Annotated in this window: 11 protein-coding genes; 3 read left to right on the top strand and 8 right to left on the bottom strand. The window is 45.9% G+C overall.

Annotated features, from left to right (window positions below):
• Window positions 1-51: 51 nt before the first annotated feature.
• The 3 genes from ACIRUQ_RS02705 to aroB all read right to left on the bottom strand — a co-directional run bounded on the left by ACIRUQ_RS02705 (window position 52) and on the right by aroB (window position 3243).
• Window positions 52-1521: a sodium-dependent transporter gene (locus ACIRUQ_RS02705; protein WP_055290813.1), complete on the bottom strand. Its 1470-nt coding sequence runs from the start codon at window positions 1519-1521 to the stop codon at window positions 52-54.
• Window positions 1505-1942: a hypothetical protein gene (locus ACIRUQ_RS02700; protein WP_055290811.1), complete on the bottom strand. Its 438-nt coding sequence runs from the start codon at window positions 1940-1942 to the stop codon at window positions 1505-1507. Before ACIRUQ_RS02700 ends, ACIRUQ_RS02705 begins: the two co-directional genes overlap by 17 nt.
• 188 nt (window positions 1943-2130) lie before the next feature.
• Window positions 2131-3243 carry a 3-dehydroquinate synthase gene (gene aroB, locus ACIRUQ_RS02695; protein WP_022035394.1) on the bottom strand — a complete coding sequence of 371 codons (1113 nt, stop codon included), beginning with the start codon at window positions 3241-3243 and terminating at the stop codon, window positions 2131-2133.
• 456 nt (window positions 3244-3699) lie between these two features.
• On the opposite strand from aroB, the gene ACIRUQ_RS02690 reads away from it, so the two are divergent.
• Together ACIRUQ_RS02690 and ACIRUQ_RS02685 are read left to right on the top strand one after the other, a co-directional pair.
• Entirely contained in the window at window positions 3700-4572 is an 873-nt protein-coding gene (locus tag ACIRUQ_RS02690; RefSeq protein ID WP_404856526.1) for a deoxyribonuclease IV, read from the top strand.
• Window positions 4569-5462 (top strand): LysR family transcriptional regulator, encoded by an 894-nt coding sequence (locus tag ACIRUQ_RS02685; protein WP_022035392.1) that lies wholly within the window; start codon window positions 4569-4571, stop codon window positions 5460-5462. Before ACIRUQ_RS02690 ends, ACIRUQ_RS02685 begins: the two co-directional genes overlap by 4 nt.
• A 190-nt stretch (window positions 5463-5652) precedes the next feature.
• Here the strand turns inward: ACIRUQ_RS02685 and ACIRUQ_RS02680 are convergent, their stop codons facing one another.
• Both ACIRUQ_RS02680 and ACIRUQ_RS02675 read right to left on the bottom strand, forming a co-directional pair.
• Window positions 5653-6537 carry a hypothetical protein gene (locus ACIRUQ_RS02680; protein WP_022035391.1) on the bottom strand — a complete coding sequence of 295 codons (885 nt, stop codon included), beginning with the start codon at window positions 6535-6537 and terminating at the stop codon, window positions 5653-5655.
• A 69-nt stretch (window positions 6538-6606) separates the two neighbouring features.
• Window positions 6607-7965, bottom strand: a complete 1359-nt coding sequence (locus ACIRUQ_RS02675; RefSeq protein WP_055290807.1) for a citrate/2-methylcitrate synthase — start codon at window positions 7963-7965, stop codon at window positions 6607-6609.
• A gap of 296 nt (window positions 7966-8261) precedes the next feature.
• On the opposite strand from ACIRUQ_RS02675, the gene ACIRUQ_RS02670 reads away from it, so the two are divergent.
• The gene (locus ACIRUQ_RS02670) at window positions 8262-8696 is read left to right on the top strand and encodes a helix-turn-helix transcriptional regulator (protein ID WP_021739559.1); all 435 of its coding nucleotides are present in this window, start codon (window positions 8262-8264) and stop codon (window positions 8694-8696) included.
• A gap of 81 nt (window positions 8697-8777) precedes the next feature.
• On the opposite strand, the gene lon is transcribed toward ACIRUQ_RS02670, so the two are convergent.
• The 3 genes from lon to ACIRUQ_RS02655 all read right to left on the bottom strand — a co-directional run bounded on the left by lon (window position 8778) and on the right by ACIRUQ_RS02655 (window position 14994).
• Window positions 8778-11048, bottom strand: coding sequence for an endopeptidase La (gene lon, locus ACIRUQ_RS02665; RefSeq protein ID WP_022035389.1), 2271 nt, complete (start codon window positions 11046-11048; stop codon window positions 8778-8780).
• Window positions 11049-11221: 173 nt separating this feature from the next.
• Complete coding sequence (locus tag ACIRUQ_RS02660; RefSeq protein WP_055290805.1) at window positions 11222-12184, bottom strand: TIM barrel protein; 963 nt, start codon at window positions 12182-12184, stop codon at window positions 11222-11224.
• Window positions 12185-12246: 62 nt separating this feature from the next.
• On the bottom strand, window positions 12247-14994 hold the full coding sequence (locus ACIRUQ_RS02655) for a translation factor GTPase family protein (RefSeq protein WP_055290803.1): 2748 nt from the start codon (window positions 14992-14994) through the stop codon (window positions 12247-12249).
• Between the last annotated feature and the right edge of the window lie 8 nt (window positions 14995-15002).

The following is a 15002-nucleotide window of genomic DNA, read 5'->3' as shown; positions in this document are numbered from 1 at the left end:
CAGAGCCATGCAAAAAACTGTCATGACTCTGAATGGTATACATTTATGTGTTTACTTTTTTGTTTTTTTCTTCACAGAAGACAAGCCAAAAATAATGGCCAGCAATACTGCTGCAAATGTCATCCAGCCTGCTAAAACCTTCGGTCCCATCTTGGCAAAGGTGTCATAATATCCTTTCAGATATACAATAACAATAATGGCCGGCAAAATATAGGTCATATAAAATTGCAGTTTATTGGAAATCTTCAGTCCTTTTCCATCATTTGCCTCTTTGCGGAAATTCTCCCATCCCCATCCGTTTTTCTTTACACAAAACAGGACAAAAATCATACTTCCCAGTGGAAGCAGATTATAAGACACCAGAAAATCTTCCAGATCCATCACAGAACTTCCTGCTCCCATTGGCTGGAAACCTGACAGCAGATTGAAGCCCAGTACCGCCGGGAGTGACAGTGCAATGATCAGTACGATATTAAAGATTACCGCTTTTTTTCTGCTCCAGCCACCCATATCCATATAGAAGGATATGATATTTTCAAATACCGCAATGATCGTGGACAATGCTGCAAATGACATAAAGATAAAGAAGCAGGTTCCCCAGATTCTTCCTCCTGCCATGTTATTAAATACGTTCGGCAGTGTGATAAACAGCAGGGACGGACCTGCATCCGGCTGTACACCGTAAGCAAAACATGCCGGAATAATGATAAATCCTGCCATTAATGCTACAAACGTATCCAGAATAACGATATTCGCCGCCTCACCCGGAAGGGAATGTTCCCGTTTCTGGTAACTTCCGAAAATCTCCATCGCACCAATGCCGACACTCAGTGTAAAAAATGCATGCGTCATGGCATCAAATACCACGGCACCCAGGCCACGGCTTTTGATGGCATCCAGATTTGGAACCAGATAAAACTTTACTCCTTCCATGGCATTTGGCAATACCAGAGAATGAATCGCCAGGATAACGATCAGAATGATCAGTATACTCATCATGACTTTCATGATTTTCTCCATACCGCCCTGCAGACCAAGCGCACAGATACCAAATGCAATGAGAACTGCCAGGATCATCCAACCAACCATTGCCCCGGGAGAAGCCAGCATGTCAGAAAATGCTGTTCCTACTTCATCCGCAGACATAGATGCCAGGGTCCCGCTGGCACTGCGGTAAATATAAAACAGCATCCAGCCGCCTACCATTGTGTAAAACATCATCAGCAGGTAGTTGCCGAAAATAGAAAACCATTTGAAATGATACCATTTTGTGCCTTCCGGTTCCAGTTTTTCATAAGCTTTGGCTACACCGAAACGGCTGCCTCGTCCGACTGCAAACTCACTGATCAGAATCGGCAGTCCAAGAATTGTCAAAAACACCAGATAGATCAGAATGAACGCAGCGCCTCCATTCTGTCCGCAAATGTATGGGAACTTCCATACATTTCCAAGTCCAACCGCACACCCGGCTGAAACCAGTATGAATCCCAGACGGGATCCAAATTTATCTCTTTCCTTCATAGTAAATATTTCTCTCCTTTATATTCATTATCTCTTCCCATTCTCTGGGCAATGGGTATTTTAGAACATAATGGCAGACAAAATTCCCCTGTCTCTGTTCTGACATCTGCTCTGCTATCACATAAAATCCGTAACGCCGATAGCGTTCCATATCCATCAAATTCACAGCACTGATCCGTGTATACATTGCAGTACATCCGCTGCACCAGCATTTATACTGGATAAACTGCAGCACAGCATCCAGATAGGAATAATCCAGATAGTCCTGCTCCATATGAATCTGTTCGATCCAGAACTGACAGTCTCCCCGCCCTGTCTGGCACGGTTTCACTGCATAAAAAAATTCTGCTGCTTTTCTGCCCTGTTCCAACACTTCATAAAAAACAGCTGTTCCTTCTTCTCTTTTTCGTTCATATCTCATACTATCAATCTGCCTCCAATTATTATGCTCCTGTACTCCTTTTCCAGCTTCAAGAATGCCCTCGGCATTCCTGTTGGTCATCACCTATAAATATGGGCGTCATCTCATATCTGATATATTCGACTTGCCTCACACGCAACCTGCGGAGCATTTTGGAAGTATTAATGCTGTTTCACACCTTCCCGGTATTATAACTGCATAATAATCTCCCGGGCAGTTTCTTCTGAAACCGGTGTTGCATATACATTTTCACCAAAACATACAATTTCGCCAATCCCATTCTGCACTACGAAACGCAGTTTTCCATCCCGGACCTTCTTATCGGTATAAAGCTTTTTCACCAGTTTTTCCCGGTCTATGTACAACGGAATCTCTGTCGGAAGTTTTGCACGTTTGAGCAATGCGATCACCCGCTCTGCCTGCGCATCTGTCATATAGCCCATCTTCTGGGACAGACGCACTTCTGCTGCCAGTCCGATCGCGACTGCCTCACCATGCAGCAGACGATATTCGCTAACGGTCTCCACCGCGCGTCCCACCGTATGTCCGAGATTTAAAACTTCCCGCAGGCCGGTTTCACGCTCATCCTTCATTACTACATGATATTTGATGCTGCAGTTTTTCTCAGCGATATGCTCACATGCAGTCTGATCCAATGCAAGAATTTCCTCCATATGTGCTTCCAGATATTCAAAAAATTCCGCATCTGCCAGACACGCGTGCTTGATAGTTTCTGCCAGCCCGCTGTAAATCTCACGTTCAGGCAATGTCTTCCATGTGTCCAGATCCAGATATACTTTCTGCGGCTGGTTGATCAGTCCGATCAGATTCGTTGCCAGCGGTGTATCGACAGCTGTCTTGCCGCCCACAGATGCATCTGCTGCCGCCAGAAGACTGGTAGCATAATTAATAAATGGTACACCTCTGCCGTAAGTTCCTGCAACAAATCCTGCCAGATCTGTAACTACGCCACCGCCAACAGCCAGAATGCAGCAGTCTCTGCGATAACCTTTTTCCAGCATTGCATCCTCCAGCATCGCCTTTGTCTGCCGCGTCTTGCTCTTTTCCCCAGCCGGGAAGATAAACACATCCGTCTGGAATCCTTCTTCTGCCAGCTTTTGTTCCAGTGGTCGTGCATACAAAGGTTCCACATTGCTGTCTGTAATAATTGCAAATTTATGAACCTTTCCTGCCAGCCCGTGTTTCAGATCGGCTGCAACCTGATCCACCAGTCCATGTCCGATTTCGATCTCATAAGAATCATCCACAACTCGTTTTAATTCTACCTCAAATTTCGGCATCCCTTTTTCGTCCTCTCTCTGTCTTTCCCTCTGTCTTTGTCCTGTAAAATCGAACCGGTTCCCCAGATGTTCCTGTATTTTTATCTCAGTCGAGAAGACTCCCACTTCTGTAAGTGGTGAGTAATAACAAGTCTTTCTCAGTGGGAGTACAATCTCCGACTGAGATAAACGCTCCGCGAGGATGTGCAGTGATTCTGAGAAGAATATGTCAGCTTTCGCTGACCAGAATCACGCACCAAGTCTCACGTGCGTTCGACTTGAACATCAGAAAATACTGCTATCCGGACTTTTTCCACAGATTCACAGATGTACTTTTTATTGTAACCAATTTTTTCTCATTTGCCAAGGTCAAAAGTGCTTCATTGTCGCTCAAACAGCAAAGTTTTTGCTAGGAAAATTTCTCATTTTATACTATACTTGATACATATGCAACGAACGAAAAAAGAGGAAAACGATATGTTAAAAATAGGTTCACACGTCAGCATGTCCGGAAAAGACATGTTTTTAAATTCTGTAAAGGAAGCTGCAGGCTACGGTGCAAACACTTTTATGCTTTACACCGGTGCGCCGCAGAATACCAGGCGTAAGCCAGTGGAAGAACTGAATATTGAAGCTGGCTGGGAGGCCATGCACCACTATGGAATGGATAGTTTTGTAGTACATGCACCTTACATCATCAATCTTGCAAACACCGTAAAGCCGGAAACGTTTGAGCTGGCAGTCAATTTTCTTACTTTGGAAGTACAACGTACCGCCGCCATGAAAAGCAAAATCCTGATTCTGCATCCGGGTGCCCATGTAGGAGCCGGTGTAGAAGCAGGAACAGCGCAGATCATCCGGGGACTGAACGAAGTTCTGGATGCATCCGCAGATACAGACTGCTGCATCGCGCTGGAAACCATGGCCGGAAAGGGATCGGAAATTGGCCGCAGTTTTGAAGAACTGGCTGCTATCTACGACGGTGTCTCACACCCGGAACGGCTGCGTGTCTGCTTTGACACCTGTCACACCCATGATGCCGGTTATGATATCGTACACAATTTTGATTCTGTCATAGAAGAATTTGACCGGATTCTCGGAAAAGATCAGATTGCTGTCTTTCATATGAATGACAGCAAAAATCCATGTGGAGCCCACAAGGACCGTCATGCCAACATCGGTCAGGGAGAGATTGGCTTTGATGCACTGTACAATATCGTGCATCACCCGGACTTTGCAGAGGTTCCGAAAATTCTGGAAACACCATATCTGCCGGATCCGGACGATCCAAAGAAAACCCTGCCACCTTATAAAGAAGAAATTGCAATGCTTCGCGGAGGAACAATATGACCATCTTTCAGATTCAATGTTTTTTAAATGTAGCTGAATACCTGAATTTTACAGAGGCTGCCAATCATTTGTTTGTAGCCCAGTCTTCTTTAAGCAGAAATGTCTCAAACCTGGAGGAAGAGCTGGGTATGAAATTATTTGTGCGCACAAAAAAATATGTCCGTCTCACTTCCAGCGGTGCCATTCTCTACGAAGAATTTTCCAAACTGATGAAACTCGGGGAAGCTGCCATACAGAAAGCACGCAACGCAGAACTTGGAGAAAACGGTTCCATTGTCCTTGGTGTCATTGAAACCCAGCGTTCCGAGAACTTTCTGCCCCATGCCCTGCATCTTCTCCGGGAAAATCATCCGAATATCCGCATCGACATTATCAGTGGCAATTTTCATGAACTGCGGGAATCCATGCTCAACGGCCGTATTGACATTGCCCTGACTCTGGATTTTGATATCGTGGACTATCCGGCAGATGACATCATCTATCAGGTATTTTTCGAATCATCTCCGAAATGCGTCATCTCCCGCTCACACCCGCTGGCGCAGCAGAATAACCTGCATTTTGATCGTCTGAGTACAGAAACGATGATCGCTATTGATCCATCCATCTCCCGAGGGGCTTATAACAATATTGTACAATTTTGTGAGCGGCACGGCTTCACACCGGCTCACACCATTTATGCAACTTCCATCCAGAATCTTCTTCTGAAAGTGGAAGCCGGACTCGGTTTCTCAGTACTGGATGAAAACTGCATCTCCAATTCCAATACAGCAGTACTTTCGCTGCCTTTCTATAAGACAGATCCGCTCCATCTCGTCGCTGTATGGAAAAAAGATAATCTGAATCCGGTCATTCCACTGTTCACGAATTATCTGTTGCCGCAGGAAACATAATCCCCGGAAATAGCAAACAATTTTTCTTTACTGCACGAAAAAAGAGTCCATATAGAATCTGAGCCGGGCGTCATTAACCCGCTTGATTCCATATGGACTCTTTTACGAATGTCACCGGCATTCTTGCTGCGAGATGCACGTCATGCAATGCATGACATATTCTTCTGTTCATCTCTGCCAGTCTGCTGCCTTAGTTTGCTCCGTCTGAAGTGCCAACTTCTTTCTGGAGTGCCAGTATATCTTGTATTTCCTCCGGCGATATATGAGTATACTCACTCAATTCCCGGATGGATGGATCCTGTGCATTTTCTTTTGCCAGATATTTGCGTGCCTCATGCAGCAGTGCTGCTTTTCCAAGTACCGCCTGCACCTGGTCGGTATCTCCGGTCACCTCGCGGATATGTGCCTCAAATCCTGCGATGACCTGTCCTTCCAGATACTTGTCTACTTCCGGTGCACTGCCAAGCTCCGGCAATGCGCCGAGTGCCATCCATAGTGCCATATTTCCTTCCTGGATCAGATCTTCCATATTCACCGGTACATCATCATACATACCAGCCATATGGATCACACGCATCAGCCAGCCATCCACTATGGCATTGACCACACTCTGATCTCCCTGCAGAACTGCAGTATACAATTCCAGCATTTTTGCTTCATCTGCCTCACCGCGTTCTCTAACATCGTTCAGGTACATTTTATAATATACAGAATCGGAAAGCTGCTCCACATCTTTTGGCTGCAGTGCATCCTCTTCCTCCTCTTCTATGGTATCTTTTGATCCCCTGTCAGCGCCAATCTGAATCCCGGATGCAGAGTCTGTGTCCGAATACACCTCAATGGTCTCTACCTCAGGTTCTTCCTCTTCTGCGGCCTTATCGCACTCCGGCTGCCGGGCCGCCTTTGCCTCCGGCGGCAGATTCAGATACTCGTAAACCATTTTTTCCTGTTCCTCTGAAAGTTCCATCCCCTCAAAGTAACGGTGTACTTCCTCCGGTTTGATTTTTTCACTGGATGTGGCAGCAATCTCAGCCACTTCATGTAACGTCTCCAGAAAGAGATTTTTATCTATCATTTATTTTGCAAACTCCTTTGTGATATTTTTCAGCAGCAAACGGAAAAATAAGTCTCCGCTTCGTATATCTTAACGTTCATCCATCGGCACGTAATCCCGCTCCACCATAATACTCTTATAAGCCGGACGGATAATCTTATCAGCGTTTACCAGTTCCTCAATGTGGTGTGCACTCCAGCCGACGATTCTTGCCATGGCAAAAATCGGCGTATATAACTCCAGCGGAATATCCAACATACTGTACACAAATCCACTGTAAAAGTCCACATTTGCACTTACACCTTTGTAAATCTTGCGTTTATCAGCAATTACTTCCGGTGCAAGACGTTCGATCATGGAATACAATGCAAAATCTTTGTGACGGCCTTTCTCAATGGCAAGTGCTTCTACAAAATGCTTGAATACCCGCGCTCTCGGATCAGACAGAGAGTAAACGGCATGACCCATTCCATAAATCAGGCCTTTCCGGTCAAATGCCTGTTTATCCAATAATTTTCCAAGATATTCTTTTACTTCTTCCTCATCTTCCCAATCAGAAACTTCTTTGCGCAGATCTGCCATCATTTCCACTACTTTGATATTGGCACCGCCATGTTTCGGACCTTTCAGGGAAGAAAGTGCCGCAGCAATAACCGAATAAGTGTCGGATCCTGCAGAAGTTACTACACGGGTAGTAAACGTAGAATTATTTCCACCGCCATGTTCCATATGAAGCACCAGGGCAGCATCCAGTACCTGTGCTTCCAATTCTGTATATTTCTTATCCGGCCGCAGCATAAGCAGAATATTTTCTGCTGTAGACAGATCTGGCTGTGGACGATGGATATAAAGACTTTCATCACAGACATAATGATTATAAGCATGGTATCCATAAACTGCAAGCATCGGCATTTCACTGATCAGTTTCATACACTGCATCAGTACGTTCTGCAGGGAGGTATCACGGATATCATCATCATAAGATGCCAGTGTCAGTACACTTCTGGTCAGGGAATTCATCAGATCTGCACTCGGTGCTTTCATAATGACATCTCTCGTAAAATTTGTCGGCAGATGCCGTGCTGTTGCCAGCGCCTCACAGAAGTTGTGCAGCTGTTCCCCGGAAGGGAGTTCACCAAACAACAGTAAATAGGCAACCTCTTCAAATCCGCAGCGTTTTCCCTCAAATCCTTTGACCAGATCAATCACATTATATCCGCGGTACCACAGATTTCCATCGCAGGGGATTTTCTGTCCGTTTTCCATCCGGAAAGCTTCAATCTTAGAAATATTCGTTAATCCGGCGACTACACCGTTTCCATTTTTATCGCGTAAGCCACGCAAAACACCGTTTGCATCAAACATCTCTGCCGTAATCTTATCGGTCACCTGGCAACGCTCTGCATACTCTTTGGAAAATGATTCTAGCATTTTTTCATTGTACATCATTGTATCCTCCTTTTTCGCCGGAATTGTTTTATTTCTTTGATAGAAATGATCCTATATTTTAACTCCAATTCACACATATTCTAGCACTCATGTTACCTGTTTGCTAATTTTTTGTCAAATAAAAAAAATATAAACAGTCCGATTCTGTATATGTTATACGTTAAAATGAGTAATAGTTCTATACGAATGTACGCTATTTTATTCCTTCAAAACTGAGTAATATATGTATATAAATGACAGGTATCCAGCGATAACATACAGTCATCATTTCGGACATAACTTCAGGAGGGTTTATCATGGATGTATTAAAACGTATTGACGAGATTATGAGAAAACAACACTTAAATGATTATCAGCTTTCCAAATTGTCCGGTCTGTCTACTTCTACCATATCCAATATGAGGAAGCGAAACACCATTCCATCCATTGCCACACTGGAATATATCTGCGATTCTTTTGATATGACATTATCGCAGTTCTTTGTGGACGAAGGCACACTTCTGTATCCGGTAAATGATACCCAGAAAGATTTTCTTGATTATTTCATTTTGCTGACAGAAGAACAGCAACAACTTGTACTGGAAGTCGTGAAAAATATGCAGGCGAATTATCATGAAAAAATAGATCGTCAGAAAGAAAAACTCGAACAGCGCAAAATTGCTGCCTCCCAGATGGATACGAAAAATCATTTTGAAAGTGTTACAGCAGAAGAAAACGGTATTGCCGAATAGTCTGCATAAATAAAAAAGAGGAAATCGATTTCCACGCAGGATATTTTATCCTGTGATTGTTGATTTCCTCTTTTTTTGTTATCAGATCAGATTTGTTTTCTGTAATACTTCTTCTATCCGTTTTACCGGAATGATCGTCAGATCTTCTTTCACCTCATCTGCAACATCTTCCAGATCCTCCCTGTTTTCATACGGAATAAAAACGGTCCGGATGCCTGCCCGCTGTGCAGCCATCAGTTTTTCCGGCAATCCGCCGATTGGCATCACACCGCCACGCAAAGATACTTCACCTGTCATGGCATACTCCGGTGAAATTCCTTTTTCTTTCAGCATGGATGTCAACGCCGTCACAATGGTGATTCCGGCAGATGGACCATCTTTTGGCACAGCGCCTGCCGGCACATGGATATGTATATCCGACTCATTCAAAGTTTCTGCTTCCTCCGGGAACATGGATTTAACCAGAGTCAATGCAATCTGCACGGACTCCTTCATCACATCCCCCAACTGACCGGTAATCTGAACTTTCCCTTCCCCTTTTGTTCTGGATGTTTCGATAAACAGGATTTCTCCGCCCGCACTGGTCCATGCCAGTCCGGTCACGACACCCGCCTGCGGTTCCTGCATCCGTACATCATGGTGGATCTTCTTGCGTCCCAGAAATTCTTTCAGTCGTTTCACACCTACGGAAATGCTCTTTTGTTCCCCTTTTACCAGTTTCACAGCTGCCTGACGGCACAGTGTCTCCATCTGTTTTTTCAGTCCACGGACACCGGATTCCATCGTATACTCATTGATAATCTCCCGCATGGCATCATCCGTCACCTTCAGGTTCTGCTTCTTTAACCCCATGACAGACATGGCATTTGGCAGCAGATATTTCTTCGCAATCTCGAATTTTTCCACTGCCGTGTATCCCGGAAATGAGATCACTTCCATACGATTTAACAACGGCTCCGGAATCGTATCCACTGAATTTGCGGTACAGATAAAAAGCACATCTGACAGGTCATACGGCACGTTCATATAATGATCCGTAAAACTGAAATTCTGCTCCGGATCCAGCACTTCGAGCAGTGCACTGGCCGGATCCCCATTATAATCATGCGAAAGTTTATCCACTTCATCCAGTACCATCACCGGATTTGAACTTCCGCTGCGCTTCATTCCTTCCATGATCCGCCCCGGCATGGCTCCGATATAGGTTCTCCGATGACCACGGATTTCTGCCTCATCACGGACACCACCCAGACTGATCCGGACATATTCCCGGTTTAACGCTTTTGCAATGCTCTGGCAGATACTGGTCTTACCCGTTCCCGGTGCACCTACAAACAACAGAATGGAACCGGACTGCTTTTTGTTCAGTGCCATAACGGCGATCTGCTCCACAATGCGCTCTTTGACTTTTTTCAGTCCATAGTGCTGTTCATCCAGGATCTGTTCTGCTTTATTTAGATCAATCTCTTCCGGCGCCGCCTTCTTCCAGTACAGAGATGTCATAAAATCCAGATAGTCATAAAGCAAACCATACTCATGGCTGTCCTTGCCCTCCTGCTTCATCCGGTTTAAAACCTTCTGGGCCTCCCGCAATGCTTCCTCATTCATACCGGATTCTTCAATCTTCTTCTCAAATTTCCGCACATCAGATATATTTTCCGGATGCATCTCATCCAGCTGCTGCTGCAGAAAATCAATCTGTTTCTTCAGTGCTGATTCACGGTATACACGCTCATGGGTCTCCTTCTGTGCACTCTCTGCCTCATTACTGACATGAGCCATCTCGATAAATTCATAAACTGCTTTCTGCATCAGCCCGACTCTTTCTCGCTCTGAATCAGTCTCCATGATCTCATATTTTTCTTCTGCTGACAGATTCAGATACCCGGAAATCGCACACACAATCTCCGTCATCGTATTCCAGTGCTGTATGAAAGCCCGTGCCCAGACGCCCCACGGAAAACCGTTGACAAACTGTACCAGACTGTCCTTTGTCTCTTTATAAATTGCTTTTTCTTCCTCCTCCGGAAGATCTGTGCATTCAGAGCAGATGGCTGCATCTGCCATAAACTCACCGTTCTGCAGTTCCACATCGGAAATTTCCACGCGATCGTGTATACGGATACTCAGATTCCCATCATCATCAATATTTTCAACCGTTCCGACCAGACCTTTGTTTTGAAAATCATCCACCGTCAGATCTTCCCGGCGTTTTTCTGATTTCTGAATTAAAAACAGAATTTCCTCTCCTTTTTCTACTTTTTCCACCTGCATCCGGTCCAGAATATCTTTTTTAAAATAAAAGGTCACTCCCGGCAGGAGCAGTAAATCATATACAGGCAAAACTAACATACTATCGCCTCCCTTTTTGTTAGCAAACTATCTTATTGAGTGCTAATTATAGCACACTCTGTCAGTAATGTGAAGTATTTTGATAGGAAAAAAGGAAATCTGTGTACTCATACAGGCTGAAACGCCTTGCATCGAGGAACAGATTTCCTTTTTATTTACACTTCTACTATTAATCAACGCTCTTGTAGTGCCTGGCGCTGCTGCCGTAGCAATTCCATATGTTCTTCCCGGTTATTTGATATAAATTCATAAGTCAGATAGTCCGGATCAATCCGCTTAATAAGCTCCCGTACCCCTGCGCAGGTAAAGGGTTTATGCTGATCCATCCGGAATACGCAGGTATAGATTTTCTCCATCCGTTCGTTATAATCCTCAGACAGTTCCGGCAGATTTTCCATCAGCTGTTTCCGGTATGCTCCGGTCAGTGACTGGTTCAGATGAATGCCCCGGATGTGATCACACAGCTCACCGTGCTGATCCAGACACCGGTGGATATATGAGACCGCCTCCTCCTGGGAGTTCAGCTCCAGATCCGTATGCATCAGATGACCGGTGTCCAGCATAAATCCTGTTTTCGGATAATGAATTCCTTCCAGCAGCCGTCTGGTCATCTCCGGCCGGGTAAACGTCAGTCCCGGATGCCACAGGTTTTCCAGCAGCAGCCAGGGACCTTCTGCTGTCGCCGGCAATGCCTGGTTGATCATTTCACAGGCCGCATCGATGACTTCCTCATCCGTATGTGCATATTCCCCCGTCAGACATTCCATGCAGGTAACATCAGAAATGTGGTATACCGCATACTCTGCCTGATGAAGCAGCGCACGGTTCCAATCCTGCAAAAATGCGTCCACCAGTGCCTGGCGGTCTGTTCCACCAAAATTTTCGTATACCTGTTTTTCGGATCCATATTCCCGGATACACCGTTCCATATCTCCGTTCCAGAAATCAAGCCAGTGATACGGACAGCGCATATGTATGCCAATCACCTTTTCTTCCGGAATAATAGGACTGATATCATCCCCGTAATCCATCAGTTCCACACCATCAAAGCCCTCCAGCGCTGTTGCAAAATCTTCCACAGACGTATAACGCTCCAGATCCCATTTCATACTTGTTATATTAAACTGTGTTTTCATCCTCTCCCAATCCTCCCATACCTCAGGGATGCTCTGCATTTTTTGTTTTTAAAGACTGTTTTTCACTCTTCCGATTTTTTCTGTGCCTCCAGCAGTTCCCCGATCAGACGATTCTTCGCACTCGTCTGTTCCAGATAACTCTCCCGCAGCTGCTTGCCGGACAGTTCCATCTCTGCGTGTAAATCCCGCGCAGACAGCAACCGGCAGCCTTCCCCCCGGATGATGATCTGTTCCAGCCCATCGGAAGTTGCCACTGTCACCTGATACTTCGATGCGTTCATATGTGCAAATTTTTCAATATATTGATCTGCTGTCTCTGCTTCTTTTGTAAATACCACATGAATGTTATGATAATCCGAGCATTCTGTCTGATGTCCCGCCACACGGTAAGCATCAAAGACTGCGATGACTTCCATCTGTTTCATTCCCTGATAATTACACAACTTATCCAGCAGAATACCTCTGGCTGCATCCATATTTTCCCGGGCAAGTTCCTTCAGCTCATCCCATGCAAAAATGATATTATATCCATCCACCAGCAGATATTCCTGCTTCCTGGGCTGTGGCGTAAAGCTCCTCGTTACCGATTCACTGCGGCTTTCCACTCTGCGGCGGCGCACCACACCGTTCCTTCTGGTCCGCGCTCCACTGTTTGCATAAAATGTTTTTTCCAGAATGGCATCTACCTCATCCACCCCGATCCATTCATCCATCACACTGTGGGTGGCTCGCTCCGGCAGTTCTTCACGGACTGCTGTCTCCGGCTGCCAGCCTTCCACATGCATATGTTTCTTTACTTCGTTCCATGGAACATGAAAACCTGCTCCGTGGGCACAGAATACAGAACCGGAAGGATTGGCCGTGTCATGCTCCGCATCATATCCGATGGCAGCAATGACTTCTTCTGCATTATGGCAGGGTGCATAGCCTGCCGGTGTCAGGAAGATCCGTCCGAATCCTTTCGTATAAGCCGCCACTTCTTTCGGATAATTCTGTATCTCACTAACCGGTGCTTTGCCGATGAGCACAGAAAATCCATGTTCTTTCGGTGCCAGTTCAAAGGTTCCACTCATTTTTTCCACATCCGTCATCGCCCTGCCGATCATCTCCTCCGGGATTTCCATCCGGAACTCATAATATGGTTCCAGCAGTACGGACTCTGCTTCCATCAGACCCTGGCGGATGGCCCGGTACGTCGCCTGCCGGAAATCCCCACCCTCGGTATGTTTCTGATGCGCACGCCCGGCAATCAGTGTCAGCTTCATATCCGTGATCACAGATCCTGTCAGTATCCCGCGGTGCTCCCGCTCCATCAGATGCGTCAGAATCAGACGCTGCCAGTTTTTATCCAGCAGTTCCTCACTGCAGTCTGCTGCAAATACCAGTCCGCTGCCTGCAGGGAGCGGTTCCAACAGAAGATGTACCTCTGCATAATGGCGCAGTGGTTCAAAATGTCCGACTCCCTCCACGGTATTTGCAATGGTTTCTTTATATACAATATGGGAACTGCCAAAAGTCACATCCACACCAAAGCGCTCTGCGATCACACTTTGCAGGATCTCAGTCTGGATCTCGCCCATGATCTGTGCCTGGATTTCCTGCAGCTGCTCATCCCATATGATGTGAAGCTCCGGTTGTTCCTCCTCCAGCTGTTTCAGTTTCGGAAGCATCACCGCCGGATCACAGCCCTCCGGCAGACACACCTGACAGGTCAGCACCGGTTCCAAAATTGGTGGCAGCGTCTCTGCTGCTTCCCCAAGTCCCTGTCCAGGATAAGTCTCCTGTAAGCCTGTCACCGCACAGACTTCTCCCGCCTCTGCTTCCTGACGAACTTCATATTTTTCACCGGAATAAATACGGATCTGATTTACTTTTTCCAAAGTCTCATCTTCCCCTTCCGTCTTTGTACAGAGAAGATCTTTGACTTTCAGTGTGCCTCCGGTAACTTTCAAATGGGTCAGACGGTTTCCCTGCTCATCCCGTGAAATCTTATATACTTTTGCGGAAAACTCCGGCGGATACTGTACCGGTTCCGTCCACTCTGCAAATCCATCCAGAAACGCCTCAATCCCCTGCATTTTCAATGCAGAACCAAAATAGCAAGGAAATACCAGCCGGTCTGTGATCATATCCCGAATCTGTTTCTTCGGAATACTTCCGGTTTCCAGATACGTTTCCAGTGCCTCCTCCTGACAGGTAGCAAGCTCCTCATACCAGAATTCCATAGCCTCGGTATCCGGTATCAGAGAATCTGATCTGCCCACATATTCCCCCTGTTCTATCTTATCATGAGCCGATTTTCCGTTTTCCATATACTGCGCATGGGAAAAATCAATGCATCCCTCAGAAAGCCTGCTTTTTAACTCTGCCATCAGCGCTTCCTTGTTGGCACCGGGCTGATCCATTTTATTGATAAAAAGGAACGTCGGAATCTCATACTGTTGCAGCAGACTCCACAATGTCTGTGTATGTCCCTGCACACCGTCTGCCCCGCTGATCAGCAGTACCGCGTAATCCAGCACCTGAAGCACCCGCTCCATCTCTGCGGAAAAATCTACATGTCCCGGCGTGTCCAGCAAAGTCAGCTCCATTCCCTGCCAGGTCAACTCCGCCTGTTTGGAAAAAATTGTAATTCCCCGGTCACGTTCCCTCGCATCTGTATCCAGAAACGCATCTTTTGTATCTACTTTTCCAAGTTTCCGAATTGTCCCGGAAGCATACAAAAGAGCCTCTGACAGTGTGGTTTTTCCTGAATCCACATGCGCCATCAGTCCGGTACAGATGTGTCTGTTTCTATTATTTTCTGTCATAGTGTTTT

It is taken from the genome of Eubacterium ramulus (assembly GCF_045002895.1).
Classification (GTDB): domain Bacteria; phylum Bacillota; class Clostridia; order Lachnospirales; family Lachnospiraceae; genus Eubacterium_I; species Eubacterium_I ramulus.
The sequence above is the reverse complement of the archived record's forward strand: the minus strand, read 5'-3'. Positions and strand labels throughout refer to the sequence as shown.

Excerpts from the sequence above, each read along its gene's own strand:
- ACIRUQ_RS02705 (WP_055290813.1), bottom strand. The coding sequence starts at position 1,521 with ATGAAGGAAAGAGATAAATTTGGATCCCGTCTGGGATTCATACTGGTT.
- ACIRUQ_RS02700 (WP_055290811.1), bottom strand. The coding sequence starts at position 1,942 with ATGAGATATGAACGAAAAAGAGAAGAAGGAACAGCTGTTTTTTATGAA.
- aroB (WP_022035394.1), bottom strand. The coding sequence starts at position 3,243 with ATGCCGAAATTTGAGGTAGAATTAAAACGAGTTGTGGATGATTCTTAT.
- ACIRUQ_RS02690 (WP_404856526.1), top strand. The coding sequence starts at position 3,700 with ATGTTAAAAATAGGTTCACACGTCAGCATGTCCGGAAAAGACATGTTT.
- ACIRUQ_RS02685 (WP_022035392.1), top strand. The coding sequence starts at position 4,569 with ATGACCATCTTTCAGATTCAATGTTTTTTAAATGTAGCTGAATACCTG.
- ACIRUQ_RS02680 (WP_022035391.1), bottom strand. The coding sequence starts at position 6,537 with ATGATAGATAAAAATCTCTTTCTGGAGACGTTACATGAAGTGGCTGAG.
- ACIRUQ_RS02675 (WP_055290807.1), bottom strand. The coding sequence starts at position 7,965 with ATGATGTACAATGAAAAAATGCTAGAATCATTTTCCAAAGAGTATGCA.
- ACIRUQ_RS02670 (WP_021739559.1), top strand. The coding sequence starts at position 8,262 with ATGGATGTATTAAAACGTATTGACGAGATTATGAGAAAACAACACTTA.
- lon (WP_022035389.1), bottom strand. The coding sequence starts at position 11,048 with ATGTTAGTTTTGCCTGTATATGATTTACTGCTCCTGCCGGGAGTGACC.
- ACIRUQ_RS02660 (WP_055290805.1), bottom strand. The coding sequence starts at position 12,184 with ATGAAAACACAGTTTAATATAACAAGTATGAAATGGGATCTGGAGCGT.
- ACIRUQ_RS02655 (WP_055290803.1), bottom strand. The coding sequence starts at position 14,994 with ATGACAGAAAATAATAGAAACAGACACATCTGTACCGGACTGATGGCG.